Here is a 17535-nt window from a genome sequence, read left to right as displayed (position 1 = left end):
CCCGGCAAGGCCGTCGACATCGGCGTAGCAGCCGACGGCACCGTGTGGCACGTCAATGAAGCAGGCGGTATCTACCGGTACACCGGGGACCAGCCGAGCTGATCTCGGACACCAACGGAGGTGGGCCCACGCGTGGTGCGCGTGGGCCCGCCTTCGTCCCCGCTGGGAACTGCCGCCTTAGGACTGCCCTGCTGGACCTAGCACCCGCCGCCGCTAGGTCCAGCACCCGGGCTCATGCCTCCCCGTCTCGCGAGGCATCTATTTCTGGCCCATCCATACGGGAACGCCCATTCCCGACGAGTCCTGGCGGAACAGAATGTGGCTGGACACCTGGATTTGACCGGCACACCTTGATTGAAACGACGTATTCACGCCACACATATCGCGTTCCGATAACAACCGTCTCGGCTGTCATCACCGTCCCGTAGGCTGCCCAGCAGCATCCCCTTGAACACGTTCAAGGGGAACTCCTGGGGAGGGGACTGCAGGGATGCGCAGTGGAGCGAAGGTCGCGATAGTCGGCGGAGTGTTCGCGGTCGTGGTCGGCGGGGTGGGCTACGGGGCGTACAACGTCCTGGACGGGCTGAACGGCGGTGGCGACGGCACGGACAGCAGGTCCGCCTCCGCCGAGGTGAAGTCGGGGCCGGTCACCGAGGCGGAGATCGACGACACGTCAAAGAAGTTCCTCAAGGCCTGGGCGAGCGGTGACGCGGCGGTCGCGTCCCAGCTCACCAACAACGCGGCCGAGGCCGAACCGGCCCTGTCCGGCTACCGCGAGAACGCCCACGTCACCGAGGCGGTGATCACTCCGGGCCCGGCGGTCGGCACGAAGGTGCCGTACACGGTGAAGGCGACCGTGTCGTTCGGAGGGAAGTCCAAGCCCTGGTCGTATTCCTCCGAACTGACCGTGGTGCGCGGCCTGACCACCGGCCGGCCACTGGTCGACTGGGCTCCCACCGTGATCCACCCGGATCTGACGGCCGGTGCGTCGCTCAGGACGGGTGAGGCGTCGACGCCGTCGATCGAGGCCGTCGATCACAACGGCAAGGTGCTCACCGAGGAGAAGTACCCTTCCCTGGGGCCGATCCTGGAAGCGCTGCGCGAGAAGTACGGGGAGAAGGCCGGCGGCACCGCGGGCGTCGAGACGTGGATCGAGAGCGGGGACGAGGGTGGCCCGGACAAGAACCTGCTGACCCTCACCAAGGGCAAGCCGGGCAAGCTGCGGACCACGCTGGACGCCGACGCCCAGGCGGCAGCCGAGGCAGCCGTGAAGACGTTCAGCCAGGCCTCGGTGGTCGCGGTCCGGCCGTCCACGGGCGCGATCCGCGCGGTGGCCAACAATCCGGCCACCGGGTTCAACGCCGCGATGCAGGGCAAGCAGGCGCCCGGATCGACGTTGAAGATCGTGACGGCGGCGATGCTGATCGAGAAGGGCCTCACCTCGGCCAACCAGAAGATCGAGTGCCCGCCCACCGCGATGTACCAGGGCCGCACCTTCCAGAACCTGGACGGCTTCTCCATTCCCGACGGCACCCTGACGACGAGCTTCGCCCGGTCCTGCAACACCGCCTTCATCAAGCTGATCGACGACACGAAGGACGACGCGGCGCTCGCCAAGGAGGCCCGCGACGTCTTCGGAATCGGCCTGGACTGGCAGACCGGCGTCGTGTCCTTCGACGGCAGCGTGCCCGAGGCCACGGGAGGCGAGGCGGCCGCCCAGTACATCGGTCAGGGCACGGTCCAGATGAACGCCCTCAACATGGCCTCCATCACCGCCACCGCGAGGAACGGCACCTTCCGCCAGCCGATCCTCGTGGAGCAGGGTCTGGACGGCCGGCCGATCGCCACCGCATCCCGGTCGCTTTCCCCCACCGTCTCCCAGCAGCTCACCGCCATGATGCGCCAGACCGCGGTTTGGGGTACCGGAAAGGACGCGATGGCCTCGGTCGGCGGTGACAAGGGCGCCAAGACCGGCTCGGCCGAGGTGGACGGCCAGGCCACGTCCAACAGTTGGTTCACCGGCTTCAGCAACGAGCTGGCCGCCGCGGCGGTCGTCCAGTCCGGCGGCCACGGCGGGGACGCGGCGGGACCGGTGGTGGCGGCGGTGCTCCGCGCGGGTTCTTGACGCGCCCGCCCACCGGACCACCGGCCGCGTCCGGCCTCTCCGGATGCGGCCGACAGTGGTCCGGCGCGGCCCAACTGCCTGTTTTTCACCGTGACTTCGGCTGCCTTGTTTCCGGCTTCCGGGTCCCGTTGCACACGGAACCCGTCGCGTGCGCTGCGCGGCATTCGCTAGCGTGCACGTCATGAGCAGTCCTGAGACCAGCGCCGAAGCCCATCCCCGATTCGCCGAGGCCCTGCGGGAGCTGGGGCTACAGGTCGAGATCCGTCGGTTCCCGGAGGCCACACGTACGGCCGCCGAGGCCGCTGCCGCGATCGGCTGCGAGCTCAGCGAGATCGTCAAGTCCCTGATCTTCGAGGCCGACGGCGTCCCGGTGCTGGTCCTGATGGGTGGTTCCTCGCGCGTCGACGTCGAGCTCGTACGGGGGGAGCTGGGGGCCGGGAGGGTCGAGCGGGCCGGGGCCGAGCTGGTCCGGGAGACGACCGGGTACGCGATCGGGGGCGTACCGCCCTTCGGGCACCGTACGAGGACCCGGGTGCTGGCCGACCGCGGGCTGCTGGATCACGACGTGGTGTGGGCCGCGGCCGGCACCCCGCACACGGTCTTCCCCCTCGATCCCAAGACGCTGATCGCGCACGCCGGCGGAACCGTGGTGGATGTGCGCGAGCAGTCCGAGTGACGCCACTGGTCGCCTTTGCCGTCCTGATCGCAGCGGTCACGCACGCCAGTTGGAACGCGATCGCGCACGGGATCAAGGACCAGGTCCTCTCCTTCACCCTGATCTCCGGGGGCGGGCTGCTGATCAGCGCCCCGGCGGCCTTCTTCGTCCCTTTTCCGGCCGCCGGGGCCTGGCCGTATCTCTTCTCCTCGGCCGCTCTCCATGTGACGTACATGCTGCTGCTGATGCGTTCGTTCACCCTGGGCGACTTCGGCCAGATGTATCCGATCGCCCGGGGTACGGCCCCGCTGGTGGTGACGGTCCTCGCCACCGTCTTTGTCGGTGAACGCCCCGACGTCTGGGCCACGACGGGCGTCGCGGTGGCCTCGGCGGGGCTCGTCGGGCTCGCCCTCTGGGGTATCCGCGGCTCCGGCAGACGCCCGGACTGGCCTGCGCTGCTCGCCGCCCTCGCGACCGGCCTGGCCATCGCCGTATACACCACGATCGACGGGGTCGGGGTGCGCGCCTCGGGCACCTCGCTCGGCTACACCGCCTGGCTGATGATCCTGGAGGGGGTGGCCATCCCGGCCTACGCGCTCCACCGTCACCGGGGCGAACTCGCCGCCCGGCTGAAGCCGTTCGCCACGCGCGGGCTGCTGGGTGCGGCTCTGTCAGTGACCGCGTACGGCCTCGTCCTGTGGGCCCAGACGCGCGCGACCCTGGCCCCGATCGCGGCGCTCCGCGAATCGTCGATCATCGTCGGCGCGGCCATGGGCGCGGTGTTCTTCAAGGAACGGTTCGGCGCGCCGCGCATCGCGGCGGCGGGGCTGATGGTGGTCGGCATCGGGCTGATGCTGCGGTCGAGTTGAGCGAAATGAACAGGCTGCGTGCACCGTACGAGGCCGAACAGTGGGCCGCCGAGGTCCTGGCCCGGTCCACCGCGTACGGAGGAGTCATAGCGCCGACCGTACTGCCCTGATCAGGGCCTGGGCACGGGGATCGGCGGTGACTCCCTTCTGCAGACCGTTCGTCACATAGCCCAGTGCGATGCCGGATTCGGGGTCGGCGAATCCGAGGGAGCCGCCCCGTCCGGGGTGGCCGAAGGAGCCGGGGGCCAGCAGCGGGGCCGCCGGGCCGTGCAGCATGTAGCCGAGGCCGAAGCGGGTGTTGACGACCAGGACCCGGTCCGGGCCCGCCGACTCCTCGGTGCGGGCGAGGGTGAGCGTGGCAGGGGCGAACAGGCGGTGGCCGTCGACCGGGCCGATCATCGCGGCGTAGCAGCGGGCCAACGCGCGGGCGGTGGCGATGCCGTTGGAGGCGGGGAGTTCGGCCGCACGGTAGGCGGGGTCGTTCTCGTCGGGGAAGGGGTCGATGGCCCCGAAGGCTCGGCGGGTGAGGGACTCCGGGTCGCGGTACGCCTCGACGACGGACCGCTTGGGACGTATCCGCAGGGCGCCGCCGTCGCCCGCGCCGGCGGAGGGTTCGACGGGGCCGATCCGGCCCACCCGGTGCGCCTCGTCCGCCGGGAGGCCGAACCAGAAGTCCAGGCCGAGCGGGCGGGCGATCTCTTCCGCTATCCAGCGGCCGACGGTGCGGCCGGTGACCCGGCGCACCAGTTCGCCGATGAGCCAACTGTAGGTCTGGGCGTGGTAGCCGTGGTCGGTGCCGGGTTCCCACTGGGGGCGCTGGGCCGCGACGGCCTGTGGCCCAAAGATCCCGTCGGCCGCCTCGGAGGGCGTCAGCGGGCAGTCGAGGGCGGGTATGCCGGCCCGGTGGGCGAGGAGGTGGCGGACGAGCACCCGTTCCTTGCCGGCCGCCTTGAACTCCGGCCAGTACGTGCCGACCGGGGCGTCGAGGTCGACCTGGCCGCGCTGGTGCAGCAGCAGCGGTACGGCGGCGGCTATGCCCTTGCCCGCCGAGCGGACGATCTGCACGGTGTCGACGGCCCACGGTTCCACGCCGTCGACGTCTCTCGTACCGGCCCACAGATCGACGACCTTGTGCCCGTCCCGGTAGACCGCGACGGCGGCACCTTGTTCGCCGCGCCGCTCGAAGTTACGGACGAAAGCATCCCTGACCGGTTCGAATCCGGCCGCCACCGTGCCCCGTACATCCACGCCTGCTCCTGCGCTCCCGCTCATCCCCCCATGGTGCATCCCGTCGCAGGTCGGACGTGTGGCGGGTCACCCCATGTCCACAGTCACGGAACGCGGGTCGAAGCCGAAGGGCAGTTCCAGACGGTGGGTGCGCATCAGCTTCTCGTCGCAGAGCAGATCCTGGGTGCGGTCGTCGGCGGCGATGACACCTTCGCTCAGGACGACCGCGCGCGGGCAGAGCTCCAGGGCGTACGGCAGGTCGTGCGTGACCATGAGCACGGTGACGTCCAGGGACCGCAGGATGTCGGCGAGCTCACGCCGCGAGGCCGGGTCCAGGTTGGAGGACGGCTCGTCCAGGACGAGGATCTCCGGCCGCATGGCGAGGACGGTGGCGACGGCGACGCGGCGGCGCTGGCCGAAGGAGAGGTGGTGCGGCGGCCGGTTCGCGTACTCCTCCATGCCGACCTGCCGCAGAGCCTCCGTGACGCGTTCCTCCAGTTCGGCGCCGCGCAGCCCGGAGGCGGCGGGGCCGAAGGCGACGTCCTCGCGGACGGTGGGCATGAAGAGCTGGTCGTCGGGGTCCTGGAAGACGATGCCGACGCGGCGGCGGATCTCGGCGAGGTTGCGCTTCTCGACCGGGAGACCGGCGACCCGGACGGTGCCCGCACCGGCGTCGAGGATGCCGTTGAGGTGGAGGACGAGGGTGGTCTTGCCGGCTCCGTTCGGGCCGAGCAGGGCGACGCGTTCGCCTCGGGCGACCGTCAGGTCCACCCCGAAGAGTGCCTGGTGGCCGTCGGGATAGGCGTAGGCGAGGCCGCTGACTTCCAGGGACGGTGCGGGGGCGGTGGGCAGGCTCATACGGTCCATCCCAGCAGACAGATGGCGAGGGCGAGTACGGGGAGGGCCGAGGCGTACGCCCACTGGGTCCGGGAGGCCGTCACCTCGTCGATGACCGGCATGGAACCGGCGTAGCCGCGGCTGACCATCGCGAGGTGGACGCGTTCGCCGCGCTCGTACGACCTGATGAAGAGCGCGCCCGCCGATTTGGCCAGGACACCCCACTGCCGTACGCCGCGCGCCTCGAAGCCGCGGGAACGGCGGGCGATGGACATCCGGCGCATCTCGTCGGTGATCACATCGCCGTACCGGATCATGAAGGAGGCGATCTGGACGAGCAGCGGCGGCAGCTTGAGCCGCTGGAGGCCGAGCAGCAGCGAGCGCAGTTCGGTGGTGGAGGCGAGGAGCACGGACGCGGCGACGCCGAGGGTGCCCTTGGCGAGGACGTTCCAGGCGCCCCAGAGGCCGGGGACGCTGACGGAGAGGCCGAGCACATCGGTCTGCTCGCCGGGCACCACGAACGGCATGAGCAGCGCGAACGCGACGAACGGCACCTCGATGAGCAATCGCTTGAGCAGGAAGCCTGCGGGGATACGGGCCAGGGCGGCGACGGAGCCGATCAGTACCGCGTACAACGCGAACGCCCACACCGCCTCGCGCGGCGTGGAGACGACGACCACGACGAAGCCGAAGACCGCGGCGAGCTTGCAGTGCGGCGGCAGGGAGTGGACCGGCGAGTGCCCGTGGCGGTAGAGCCTGTGTGCGTGGCCTGCGCCCATGTCAGACGGTTCCCTGGGGGCGCGAGGGGGTGGCGGGCGCGTCCGGTGTGCGACGGCGGCGGACCACGTAGAAGACTCCGCTGCCGACCACGACCGTGGCGCCGACACCGATCACTCCGGCCAGGCCGCCGGAGATCCGGGCGTTGGAGACGTCCTTGACGCCGTAGTCGGCGAGCGGTGAGTCCTTGGCGGCGTGCTCCTCGGTCTTCTTGTCGATGCCCTGGTCGGCGGCGACCTTCTCCAGGCCGTCGGGGGCGGCGGAGGCGTAGAAGGAGACGAAGCCCGCCAGGACGAGGGCGGTGACCAGGCCGGCGGCCCATATTCCACGGGTGGAGCGGGCTGCGACCGGGGCGACGGACTGCCGGGCGGGGGCGTCGACGAGCTCGCCGTCGACCCGGAGCTTGAGCGGGGCGGTGAGTCCGCGGGCGCCGTGGACCAGATCGGGGCGTACGGCGACGACGGCGCCGACGGTCAGCGCGGTGATCACAGCCTCGCCGATACCGATGAGGAAGTGGACCCCGACCATGGCGGTGAAGACCTGGCCTATCGGGATGTCGGTGGTGCCGCCGATCCAGTAGATGAACGTGAAGGCGCAGGCGGCGGCCGGTACGGAGACCAGCGCGGCGACGAAGGACGCGGCCGTCACGGAGCGGCGGGTCCGCGGCAGCACGCCGAGCAGTCCGCGGAATAGTGCGTACGCGACGACGGTGGTCGTGACGCCCATGACGAGCACGTTCACGCCGAGCGCGGTGAGGCCGCCGTCGGCGAAGAGGATGCCCTGCATGAGCAGTACGACGGATATGCAGAGCACCCCGGTATAGGGCCCGACCAGGATCGCGGCGAGCGCCCCGCCCAGCAGATGCCCGCTGGTGCCCGCCGCGACCGGGAAGTTCAGCATCTGCACGGCGAAGATGAACGCGGCGACGAGGCCGGCGAGGGGCGCGGTGCGTTCATCCAATTCGCGGCGGGCACCCCGCAGGCTGACGGCGACGGCACCCGCGGCGGCGACTCCGGCGACGGCTGAGACGGGTGCGTTGATGAATCCGTCGGGTACATGCATAAGGGAGGCTCCGCTTCCTGCGATCCTGCGTTGCCGCGGACGGTGTCGTGAACCGTCCAATGATAGGGCCTTGTTGCAAACCCTTCGCAAGAGCGGGAATGTCACAACCAACCGCCCCGCGCCCATCACGGAAAATATGGGACATTGAATGACGAAGGAGAACACACAGGAGGAGTCGGTGTATGCCCCCCGTGATCCATGAACAGGCCGAAGCCTGGCTCGTCAATGACACCCCTGACCTCCCGGCGGTGCCGGTCGACCTGCTGTACGACGCCGACGTCGACCCGCATACCGTCCATGTCGCCTTCCCCGGCGGCATCGACTGGGCGTTCGCCCGCGACCTGCTGGAACGCGGACTGCACTCCCCCGCCGAACGCGGCGGGGTCCGGGTATGGCCGTGCGGACGGACGCAGGTGGTCGTGGAGCTCCACTCGAAAGATGGTGTGGAGGTGGTGCAGTTCGACAACGCGCCACTGATCCGTTTTCTGCACCGCACACACGACGAGAACACCGGCAGTCCCTCGCGCGCATGACACTCACGCCTGACGCATGACGCATGACGCATGACACACATGACGCATACGCATGGCAGATGCCCCCGTGCCGCCGACTCGCACGGGGGCATCTGTATGTGCCCCGCCCCCCGTCCCCACAGGTAACCCGCGCATCCGGGCCGCGCTCCGCTCGGACGCGGACCCCTCAGGCTGTATGGCCCGGGCCGTACGGCTCAGACGCGGGTCAGCTCCCCCTCGGCGTCACCGCCGCGTCCGTCACCGCCGGTGCCGCCCTCGGGTGCCTCGCCGAGCCGCTTGCGCAGTCCCTCGCCCTCCACGTCGACGTTCGGCAGGAGCCGGTCCAGCCAGCGCGGCAGCCACCAGGCGCGCTTGCCGAGCAGGGCCAGAACGGCCGGGACGATCGCCATCCGGACCACGAACGCGTCGAAGAAGACGGCGATGGCGAGCGCGAAGCCGATCATCTTGATCATCTGCTCGCTGGAGCTGATGAAGCCCGCGAAGACCGCCATCATGATCACGGCCGCGGCCGTGACGACCCGGGCGCCGTGATCGAAGCCGGTGACGATCGCCTGGTCGGGCTTCTCGCCGTGGACGTACGCCTCACGCATCCGGGTGACGAGGAAGACCTCGTAGTCCATCGCGAGGCCGAAGACCATGCCCACCATGAAGATCGGCATCATCGACAGGATCGGGCCGGGCTGTTCCACGCCGAAGAGCGAGTCGAGCCAGCCCCACTGGAAGACCGCGACGACCGCACCCAGGGCCGCGAGGACCGAGAGCAGGAAGCCGAGGGCCGCCTTCAGCGGCACCAGCACCGACCGGAAGACCAGCATCAGCAGCACGAAGGCCAGGCCGACGACGAGCGCCAGGTACGGCGCCAGCGCGTCGTACATCCTCTGCGAGAAGTCGATGTTCATCGCCGTGGAGCCGGTGACCAGGACCTCGGCGCCGGTGTCGGACTTGATGTCCTTGCCCGCGTCGCGGATCTCGTGGACCAGGTTCTCGGTCTCGACGGAGCTCGGCCGGTCCTTCGGTACGACGGTGAACACCGCCGTGTCGCCGGCCTTGTTGAACTGGGCCGGGGTGACGGCGACGACGCCCGGCATGCCGGAGATCTCGTCGGAGACCCGCTTGGCCGCGGCCTTCCCGTCGGGGCTGTCCGCCGTGTCGACGACGACCGTCAGCGGCCCGTTGAAGCCGGGGCCGAAGCCTTCGGAGACCAGGTCGTAGGCGCGCCGCTGGGTGGTGCTGGTGGGCTGGGAGCCCTCGTCGGGCAGGCCCATCTCCAGGGACGCGGCCGGTACGGCGATCACGCCGAGGCTGATGACTCCGGCCACCAGCACCCACACCGGCTTGCGCAGCACGAACCGCGCCCAGCGAGTGCCCATGTTCGGCTTGGCCGCGGGCCGCTTCCCCTCCTCGGCGGCCTTGCGCGCCTTGCGTCCCGTGATCCGCTTGCCCGCGAAGCCCAGCAGCGCCGGGACCAGGGTGAGCGCGATGAGAACGGCGAGAGCGACCGTGCCGGCTGCGGCGAAGCCCATCTTCGTCAGCAACGGAATGTTCACGACGGCCAGGCCGACCAGCGCGATGACGACGGTGAGTCCGGCGAACACGACCGCGGAACCGGCCGTGCCGACGGCCCGACCGGCCGCTTCCTCGCCCTCCTGGCCCCCGGCCAGCTCGGCACGGTAGCGGGAGACGATGAACAGCGCGTAGTCGATACCGACCGCGAGGCCGATCATCATCGCGAGGATGGAGGTGGTGGAATCCAGTTCCAGCACGTTCGCCAGTGCCGTGATCGTCGAGACACCGATACCGACCCCGATCAGGGCGGTGAGCAACGGCAGCCCGGCGGCGATCAGCGAGCCGAAGGTGATGACCAGCACCACGGCGGCGACCGCGACGCCGATGACTTCGGCGACCCCGGTCTCCGGTATCACCAGGAGCGCGTCACCGCCGATCTCCACGGTCATCCCGCTCTTCTGCGCCGATTCCCCCGCGTCCTGAAGCGCGTCCCGGGTCGCATCGGTCAGCTCCAGCGTGCTGACCTCGTAGGACACGGAGACGTACGCGGTGGAGCCGTCCTTGCTGACGGCGTTGCTGGTGTACGGGTCGGTGACGTAGGCGATCTGGTCCGAGCCGGACTTCAGCTCCTCGGTGACCCCGCTCACCTCGGCCACGTTCTCCGGGTCCGTCATCTTCTCGCCGTCGGGGGCCTTGAAGACGACCCGTGCGGTCGCGCCGTCGGCGCTCGCGCCGGGGAAACGTTCTTCCAGCAGGTCGAAGGCTTTCTGCGCCTCCGTACCCGGGATCGAGAAGGAGCTGGAGGTGGCGGGGGACGCGGAGAACGCGCTGATTCCGGCGACTGCCAGCAGTGCCACCCAGACCAGAGCGACATAGCGGCGGCGCCGGAAGGCGAATCGTCCGAGTTTGTAGAGAAATGTGGCCACGGAGGCGTACTCCCGGTCAGGTCGTGTGCGTGCAAGGGGCGTGAGGAACCAGCCCGACGACGAGAGCGGCGTGTCAGGTGGAGCTTGGGGAGAGGGCCGCGCGCACGGGACGCGCGGGGTCAGGCTCCGAGGGCGGGGAGAACCACGGAGTCGACGTAATCGAGGAGGAACGCCTGGTCGACAGCACGGTCCTCAACCAGCTGCCGGACTGCGAGGGCGCCGACCACCATGTGCGGCACATATCTCATCGCCGGGTTGTCCGGACGTACCTCACCCCGGTCCACAGCTCGGCGCAGCAGCGTGTCGAGGCCGGTCATCTCCGGCTCGATCAGCAGCTCGCGCAGGGCCTGGTGCAGATCGGGATTGTTGTGGACGGCATGGCTCAGGCCCCGCAACAGCGCGGAGTCCTTCTCCATCTGGCAGTCGTCGCTGCGGCTCAGTGCGGCGTGGAAGTCGCCGCGCAGCGATCCCGTGTCGATCTCCGCGAGGGACACCGGCTTGTTGTGCCGCAGGGCTTTGACGACCAGCTCGGGCTTGCTCCCCCACTGGCGGTAGAGGGTGGCCTTGCTGGAACGGGTGCGGGCGGCGACGGCGTCCATGGTCAGGGCGTCGTAGCCGACCTCGCGGAGCAGGTCGAGCACGGCTGCGTACAGCTCGCTCTCACGCTCGGGCGTGAGCCGGGAACGTGCCATGTATCGACCTCCTGTTCACGTTCTCGTACACCAGCAAATGGAACGAAACCGTTTCGTACACATCGACGCTAACCCCGCCCGCCCGGCGAATCGAAACCGTTTTGATGTGTTTCACACCACAAGCCCTATTCGCACCACAAGCCCTGTCCTCACCACGGGCCCTGGCCTCACCACACGCCCTTCCGCACCACAAGCCCTTCCGCACCACGAGTTGCCGGGGCCCTCACACGCGGAAAGCATGGAGAGGTGAGCGACGACGCCGCGTATCTCCGGTTTCCGCACCTCCACGAAGATCTGCTCTGCTTCGCGGCCGAGGACGATCTCTGGGTCGCTCCCCTCGCCCCGGAGGGGCAGCAGCCCGGCCGCGCGTGGCGGCTGACCGTCGACCGGACCCGGGTCGGTCACCCGCGGTTCTCCCCCGACGGAAGCCGTATCGCGTACACGACCTGGCGGAGCCTCGACCCCGAGATCCACCTCGTGCCCGTCGAGGGCGGCCCGGCACGCCGGCTCACCTACTGGGGGTCGACGGACGCCCGGGTCTGCGGATGGACACCCGAACCGGGCGACGCGTCCCAGATCCTCGCCGTGTCCTCGCACAACCAGCCGTTCTCCCACATCGCCTGGGCCTACACCCTCCCCACGGACGGCAGCCCCGGCCGCAAGCTCCCCTGGGGCCCGGTCTCCGACATCACGGTCGCCGACATCGACGGCGAGCACCGCACCCTGCTGCTCACCGGGAAGCCGCCCCACGAACCGGCCTCCTGGAAGCGGTATCGCGGCGGTGCGATGGGGCGGCTGTGGCTGCACGGCAAACGGCTGCTCCCGGACATCGGCGGCCATCTCGACTCCCCCATGTTCGTCGCCGGGAGGATCGCGTTCCTCTCCGACCACGAGGGCGTCGGCAACCTGTACTCCTGTCAGCCCGACGGCAGCGACCTGCGCCGCCACACCGACCACGACGCCTTCTACGCCCGGCACGCCTCCAGCGACGGACACCGGGTCGTCTACCAGTGCGCCGGCGACGTGTGGCTGGTCGATGACCTGGCATCGCCGGACGCGGTACCCCGCAAGCTGGAGGTACGGCTCGGCGGGCCGCGCGCCGGGCGCCGTACGTACCAAGTACCGACCGCCAGCAACGTCGCCTCGCTGTCCGTGGACGAGACCGGCCGGGCCAGTGCCGTCTGCGTACGCGGCAGCCTGTACTGGCTCACCCACCGCGACGGCCCCGCCCGGACCATCGCCGACACCCCGGGGGTCCGGGTCCGGCTGCCCGAGATGCTCGGCAGCGGCGGCCAGGTCGCCTATGTCACGGACGCGGACGGCGAGGACGCGATCGAGATCGCGTACCTGCCGCGCGCCAGCGGCGACCGCGCGCCGCGCCGGCTGGCCTCCGGACAGCTCGGCCGGGTCCATGAACTGGTCCCCGACCCGGACGGCGAACGGCTGGCGATCGCGACGAACGACGGCCGCCTGCTGCTCCTGGACACCGACGAGGAGACTTCCACGGGCGAGCCCGTGGAACTGATCCGCTCCGTCAACGGACCGGTCCGCGACCTGGCGTTCTCCCCGGACGGTGCCTGGCTGACCTGGTCCCACCCCGGGATCGGCCGTTCGCTGCGCCAGATCAAACTGGCCCGCATCCTGGGGACGGGATCACCGGTGATCGTCGACGTCACCAACGGCCGCTTCGAGGACGAGAACCCCGTCTTCACGGGCGACGGCCGCTACCTCGCCTTCCTCTCCTGGCGAGGTTTCGACCCGGTGTACGACGTCCACACCGGCGACCTCTCCTTCCCGCTGGGCTGCCGCCCGTACCTGGTGCCGCTCTCCTCGGCGACGCCTTCCCCGTTCGCCCTGTCCCCGGAGGGCCGCCCGGCGGCGGGCGGGCTCGATCCGGCCGACGACGTTCCCGACGTCGGTACGGGCGAGGGGCCGTCCACGGTCAGGGTGGAGTTCGAGGGGCTGGAGAACCGGGTGACTCCGTTCCCGGTCTCCGCGTCGAAGTACTCGGCCCTGCATCCGGTGAGCGGCGGCGGACTCGTCTGGCTGCGCTGGCCGATCTCGGGCGCGCTCGGTGAGACGTTCGTCAACCCGGCGGACGTGTCGGGCCGCCCCACGCTGGAACACTTCAACATCTCCCGGGCCAGGAAGACCGAACTCGTCGGACACCTGGATTCGTTCGCGGTCAGCGGCGACGCGACCCGGCTGGTCGTGATGGACGAGGGCGAGCTGCGCGCCGTCCCCGCCAACGAGATCGCCGACAGCGACACGACGGTCTACCTCGACCTGCGCCGCATCCTCCACGAGGTCGACCCGGCGGCGGAGTGGCGGCAGGCCTACGCGGAGGCGGGCCGCATCATCCGCGCGTACTTCTGGGAACCGGACATGTGCGGCATCGACTGGGACGGCGTGCTCGACCAGTACCGCCCGCTGGTCGAACGGGTCGCCTCCCCCGACGAGTTCGCCGATCTGCTGCGCGAGGTCCTGGGCGAACTGGGCACCTCGCACGCGTACGTGTCACCGGCCCGCCGCAACGAGGGGCCGCCGCACTACCAGCGGGCGATCGGGATGCTCGGCGCCGACCTGGTGTGCCGGGACGGCGGCTGGACGGTCCGGCGTATCCTGCCCGGCGACTCCTCCGACTCCAAGGCCCGTTCCCCGCTTGCCGGTACCGGCATCCGGGAGGGCGCGGTCCTCACCCATGTCGACGGCCGCCCGGTCGACCCGGTGACCGGCCCATACCCCCTGCTCTCCGCGGCGGGCGGCACCACGGTCGAACTCACCTTCAGCCCGCCCGTCTCCCACCCCCACCCTTCCGACGAAGGCCCTCCGGGCCCCTTGGTTTCCGGCAACGAGGGCCACTCCCGCCGCGTCGCAGTCGTCCCCCTGATCGACGAACGCCCCCTGCGCTACCAGTACTGGGTGGCCAAACGCCGTGAAATCGTAAGGGAGTTGAGCGGCGGCAAGTGCGGGTACCTGCACATCCCCGACATGGGCGGCTCGGGCTGGGCCCAGTTCAACCGGGACCTGCGCAAGGAGGTCTCCCGACCCGCTCTGATCGTCGACGTACGCGGCAACGCGGGCGGCCACATCAGCGAGTTGGTGGTGGAGAAGCTCACCCGCACGATCCTGGGCTGGGACCTGACCCGCAATGCCCAGCCGGTCAGTTACGCCTCCAACGCGCCCCGGGGCCCGGTGGTCGCCCTGGCCGACCATGCGACGTCCTCCGACGGCGACATGATCATCGCGGTGTTCCGCCTGCTGAAACTGGGCCCGGTGGTGGGTCAGCGGACGTGGGGCGGGGTGGTCGGCATGACCGGCCGCCACCGGCTGAGCGACGGCACGGTGATCACGGTGCCGATGAACGCGGCCTGGTTCGACACGTACGGCTGGTCGGTCGAGAACCACGGCGTAGAACCGGACCTCGAAGCCCTGCGCACCCCGCTCGACTGGGCCGAGGGCCGGTACGCGGTACTTGACGACGCGGTACAGGTGGCGCTGGACCTGCTGGAAGCACATCCGGCGGCGACCCCTCCGACGTACGACACGGTCCCGGACCGGCGGCGCCCCACCCTGCCACCGCGGTAGACGGACGACCGCGGCAGCACACCCCACACCCCGCACCGTTCAGCGCGTCGGCCCGGCTCCGGGTCCGCCGAGGCCGACGCCCGTTCCGGCAGCGCCGAGGCCGGCCGGTTCGCCCACCGGCGAGCCCCACCGGTCGGGCGCACCCAGCTCGCACCAGACCGTTTTCCCGCACGGCCCCTGCTCCACGCCCCATCGCAGTGCCAACGCGTCCACGAGCACCAGCCCCGACTCGTCGCCGTCGGCCGCAGTCCGCAGGGCGGGCCAGGCGCAGGGCTCGGGATCACTCAGTTCGACACGGACCCGGCCGGAACGCGTACCGCTGACCCGGAGGGTGACCGGCGTCCCCTCGCCGAGATGCCCGATCACATTGGTCAGCAACTCGCTGACGCAGAGCAGCAGATCGGGCGACGCCGCACCACCGCACCGCTCCCGCAGGGTGCGCCGCATCTCCGGTACGGCCTTCGGCACGGCAAGCAGATCCACCCTGAGCGGCAGCGGGGTCATCCGCCGACCGCCGAACGCAGCACCTCGGCCATCCGGCGTGCGGTCGCCACATCGCAGTTGCCGAGCGCGACCAGCGGCGGCCGGGCCGTCCACCCGGCGAGCGTCAGCGGATCGACGCCGAGCGAGGGCAGGGTGATGCCGTGGGCCGTGAGCGCGGCGCGGAGCGCGTCGATGTCCGCGCCGATGTCGTAGTCGGGAGTGTCCTGTGTGTCGTCCATCGTGCCGTCCATGAGGAGCCGTACACCTTTCGTTGCGCATAGTGACGAACCCCTCACACGCTGCCGTAGTGGGCCCTACCTTGAAAGGGTTTTCCGCTCCACAACGCACAGCGCGAAAGGTGGTCAAGAGTGGCTACGCGCAAGGAGATCGACGGCTCGGCAGGAGTCCCGCAGTTCTACGGCAAGGAAATCCGCTTCAAACGGGAGGCGGCGGGCCTGACCCTGGAGAAGCTCGTCGATGGCAGCTTCTACGGCATCACGTACTTGAGCGAGATCGAGCACGGCCATCGCCGGATGCCCAAGGACCTGGCCCAGCACGTGGACCGGGTGCTGGCTACGGACGGGTTCTTCGAGCGGCGGTGCGAGGACGTGCGGAAGGCCAAACAGGGGGCGCACGCCGCGTACTTCGCCGGGGTCGCGGAGGCGGAAACGCGGGCCCGGACCATCGGAGTGTGGTCCAACGCCCTGTTCCCGGGACTGCTCCAGACCAGGGCGTACGCGCACTCGATCAACCGCTCCGCTCACCCGTTGGACACGTTGGAGGAAGTTGAAGCCAAGATCGACGCCCGAATGCAACGGGCCCGGCTCTTCGACGACCCCAAGAAGCCCGAATACTGGGCCGTCCTGCACGAGTCCCTCGTGCGCCACCCCATCGTCCCGCCTGCGGAGATGGCCGAACAACTGGAGCACGTCGCCGCCCTGGTACGGCGCAGTCGCATCGTTACGCAGATCCTGCCGTGGAACGGCCCGACCCGGCCCTTCACCGAGCTACCGCTCTTCCTCATGGACTTCGACGACGAACCACCACTGCTTTACACCGAGGGCCCGTACCACGGCCAGACCATCGACGATCCGTCCATCGTGGCGAAGTACCGCAAGGCATACGATCGGCTCAGGGCCGCCGCCTTGCCGCCAGAGGTGTCCCTCGCCCTGATCGAGAAGGCGGCTGAGGAGTACCGGCATGGCCAGCATCCACTTTGATCTCAGCGCCGCTGCTTGGCGCAAGAGCAGCCACAGCAACGGCGACGGTGGCGAGTGCCTCGAAGTCGCGGAGGGGTTCGCTCGCTGGCGCAAGAGCAGCCACAGCAACACCTCCGGCGGCGACTGCCTCGAAGTCGCGGACGGCCAGCTCGGCATCGTCCCCGTCCGCGACTCCAAGCGCCCCGAAGGACCAGCACTCGTCATCACCGCGTCCGCGTGGACGCCGTTCATCGAGTCTGTCAAGACGGCCTGACCACCGCCCCCTCGACACTACCGACCGGCCATGCGGGTACACCGCCCCGGACCGGCCGAGTCACGGCAACGCGGTCACGATCCGTCGACCGCCGACGCCCACGGCGCGGCCGTCGCCACGCTGCTCCGGGTGATCGGACCAGGTCGAGCACGGTGCTGTGCCGTGCTCCCAAGCGTCCAGCCACGTTCCTCGACGTGGAATCGGTGGCCCGCCGTGCTGGTCAGGATTCCACCGCCGATGGATATGTCCACCAAGCGCGTAGTGTCGTGGCGGAACGTGTCGGTCACGGGCTGAGCTGCCGACTTCGGGGATGGCGGCCCCGGACAGATCAATCTCTACGACGGCGTCCCAGCAGGTCCTGGCCAGCTCGCTCAACCAAGGCAGGCACCTCGCCTTCAGGTGGGCGTGAGTCCACGCTCACTCTGCGGTGCCGTTACTCGCCCCCGCGATGCGCGGGGGCGAATTCCTCCATGTACTCGCGGTGTTCCACGTGGATCACGGATTCCGGGATTTCCCCCAGGGGCGAAAGATCGACACCGTCAAGCTTCCCGCATCCGTCGAGATCGCTCAGCGCGTGCAGGAGCGCCTCCAGGGCCACCCGGGACTCCTCGTGCGGGGCCAGCATGGCGATCAGGTCCCCTACCACTCTGGCTTGGGTGCGGGAGAGCAGGTTCACGAAGTCCTGAACGCGGTCGCTCGCCTCCGTACGCACCGCTTCATCGAGACTCAGAAGGTCTCGGAGGAAATCGACATAATACTTGCTTTCCATATGTCCCGTCTTC

The 17535-nt window shown here is 69.8% G+C and carries 16 protein-coding genes; 7 read left to right on the top strand and 9 right to left on the bottom strand.

Features of this window, described 5'->3' with window-relative positions; translation table 11 throughout:
* Nucleotides 1–490 precede the first annotated feature (490 nt).
* From ACZ3IC_RS01250 to ACZ3IC_RS01240, 3 genes are all read left to right on the top strand, one after another.
* Complete coding sequence (locus ACZ3IC_RS01250) at nt 491–2125, top strand: penicillin-binding transpeptidase domain-containing protein (protein WP_467411391.1); 1635 nt, start codon at nt 491–493, stop codon at nt 2123–2125.
* A gap of 181 nt (nt 2126–2306) precedes the next feature.
* The gene (locus tag ACZ3IC_RS01245) at nt 2307–2801 is read left to right on the top strand and encodes a YbaK/EbsC family protein (protein WP_467411389.1); all 495 of its coding nucleotides are present in this window, start codon (nt 2307–2309) and stop codon (nt 2799–2801) included.
* The gene (locus tag ACZ3IC_RS01240; RefSeq protein ID WP_467411387.1) at nt 2798–3649 is read left to right on the top strand and encodes an EamA family transporter; all 852 of its coding nucleotides are present in this window, start codon (nt 2798–2800) and stop codon (nt 3647–3649) included. The genes ACZ3IC_RS01245 and ACZ3IC_RS01240 overlap by 4 nt, the downstream gene beginning before the upstream one ends.
* A gap of 84 nt (nt 3650–3733) precedes the next feature.
* On the opposite strand, the gene ACZ3IC_RS01235 is transcribed toward ACZ3IC_RS01240, so the two are convergent.
* The 4 genes from ACZ3IC_RS01235 to ACZ3IC_RS01220 form a co-directional block, all read right to left on the bottom strand.
* Nucleotides 3734–4897 (bottom strand): serine hydrolase domain-containing protein, encoded by a 1164-nt coding sequence (locus tag ACZ3IC_RS01235; protein WP_467412077.1) that lies wholly within the window; start codon nt 4895–4897, stop codon nt 3734–3736.
* Nucleotides 4898–4963: 66 nt separating this feature from the next.
* Entirely contained in the window at nt 4964–5734 is a 771-nt protein-coding gene (locus ACZ3IC_RS01230; RefSeq protein ID WP_467411385.1) for an energy-coupling factor ABC transporter ATP-binding protein, read from the bottom strand.
* Nucleotides 5731–6492: a cobalt ECF transporter T component CbiQ gene (cbiQ, locus tag ACZ3IC_RS01225; RefSeq protein WP_467411382.1), complete on the bottom strand. Its 762-nt coding sequence runs from the start codon at nt 6490–6492 to the stop codon at nt 5731–5733. The genes ACZ3IC_RS01230 and cbiQ overlap by 4 nt, the downstream gene beginning before the upstream one ends.
* A gap of 1 nt (nt 6493) precedes the next feature.
* Nucleotides 6494–7552, bottom strand: coding sequence for an energy-coupling factor ABC transporter permease (locus tag ACZ3IC_RS01220; RefSeq protein ID WP_467411381.1), 1059 nt, complete (start codon nt 7550–7552; stop codon nt 6494–6496).
* 182 nt (nt 7553–7734) lie between these two features.
* Between ACZ3IC_RS01220 and ACZ3IC_RS01215 the strand changes: the two genes are divergently transcribed.
* The gene (locus tag ACZ3IC_RS01215) at nt 7735–8085 is read left to right on the top strand and encodes an SsgA family sporulation/cell division regulator (RefSeq protein ID WP_467411378.1); all 351 of its coding nucleotides are present in this window, start codon (nt 7735–7737) and stop codon (nt 8083–8085) included.
* Between the two features lie 194 nt (nt 8086–8279).
* Here the strand turns inward: ACZ3IC_RS01215 and ACZ3IC_RS01210 are convergent, their stop codons facing one another.
* Together ACZ3IC_RS01210 and ACZ3IC_RS01205 are read right to left on the bottom strand one after the other, a co-directional pair.
* Nucleotides 8280–10517, bottom strand: a complete 2238-nt coding sequence (locus ACZ3IC_RS01210; RefSeq protein ID WP_467411376.1) for an MMPL family transporter — start codon at nt 10515–10517, stop codon at nt 8280–8282.
* A 119-nt stretch (nt 10518–10636) separates the two neighbouring features.
* Nucleotides 10637–11209, bottom strand: a complete 573-nt coding sequence (locus ACZ3IC_RS01205) for a TetR/AcrR family transcriptional regulator (RefSeq protein WP_467411373.1) — start codon at nt 11207–11209, stop codon at nt 10637–10639.
* Nucleotides 11210–11455: 246 nt separating this feature from the next.
* Between ACZ3IC_RS01205 and ACZ3IC_RS01200 the strand changes: the two genes are divergently transcribed.
* Nucleotides 11456–14797, top strand: coding sequence for a S41 family peptidase (locus ACZ3IC_RS01200; protein ID WP_467411372.1), 3342 nt, complete (start codon nt 11456–11458; stop codon nt 14795–14797).
* Between the two features lie 39 nt (nt 14798–14836).
* Here the strand turns inward: ACZ3IC_RS01200 and ACZ3IC_RS01195 are convergent, their stop codons facing one another.
* Both ACZ3IC_RS01195 and ACZ3IC_RS01190 read right to left on the bottom strand, forming a co-directional pair.
* A complete protein-coding gene (locus ACZ3IC_RS01195; protein ID WP_467411370.1) occupies nt 14837–15301 on the bottom strand; it encodes an ATP-binding protein in 465 nt (154 codons plus the stop codon).
* On the bottom strand, nt 15298–15531 hold the full coding sequence (locus ACZ3IC_RS01190; RefSeq protein ID WP_467411369.1) for a hypothetical protein: 234 nt from the start codon (nt 15529–15531) through the stop codon (nt 15298–15300). The genes ACZ3IC_RS01195 and ACZ3IC_RS01190 overlap by 4 nt, the downstream gene beginning before the upstream one ends.
* A 117-nt stretch (nt 15532–15648) precedes the next feature.
* On the opposite strand from ACZ3IC_RS01190, the gene ACZ3IC_RS01185 reads away from it, so the two are divergent.
* Nucleotides 15649–16500 carry a helix-turn-helix domain-containing protein gene (locus ACZ3IC_RS01185; RefSeq protein WP_467411367.1) on the top strand — a complete coding sequence of 284 codons (852 nt, stop codon included), beginning with the start codon at nt 15649–15651 and terminating at the stop codon, nt 16498–16500.
* On the top strand, nt 16481–16753 hold the full coding sequence (locus tag ACZ3IC_RS01180; RefSeq protein ID WP_467411365.1) for a DUF397 domain-containing protein: 273 nt from the start codon (nt 16481–16483) through the stop codon (nt 16751–16753). Before ACZ3IC_RS01185 ends, ACZ3IC_RS01180 begins: the two co-directional genes overlap by 20 nt.
* Nucleotides 16754–17186: 433 nt before the next feature.
* Here ACZ3IC_RS01180 and ACZ3IC_RS01175 read toward each other — a convergent pair whose 3' ends face one another.
* Nucleotides 17187–17522, bottom strand: a complete 336-nt coding sequence (locus tag ACZ3IC_RS01175) for a hypothetical protein (RefSeq protein ID WP_467411363.1) — start codon at nt 17520–17522, stop codon at nt 17187–17189.
* Nucleotides 17523–17535: the final 13 nt, after the last annotated feature.

The organism is Streptomyces sp. NPDC002958, from assembly GCF_055563255.1.
This window is presented reverse-complemented; position numbering and strand designations above follow the sequence as displayed.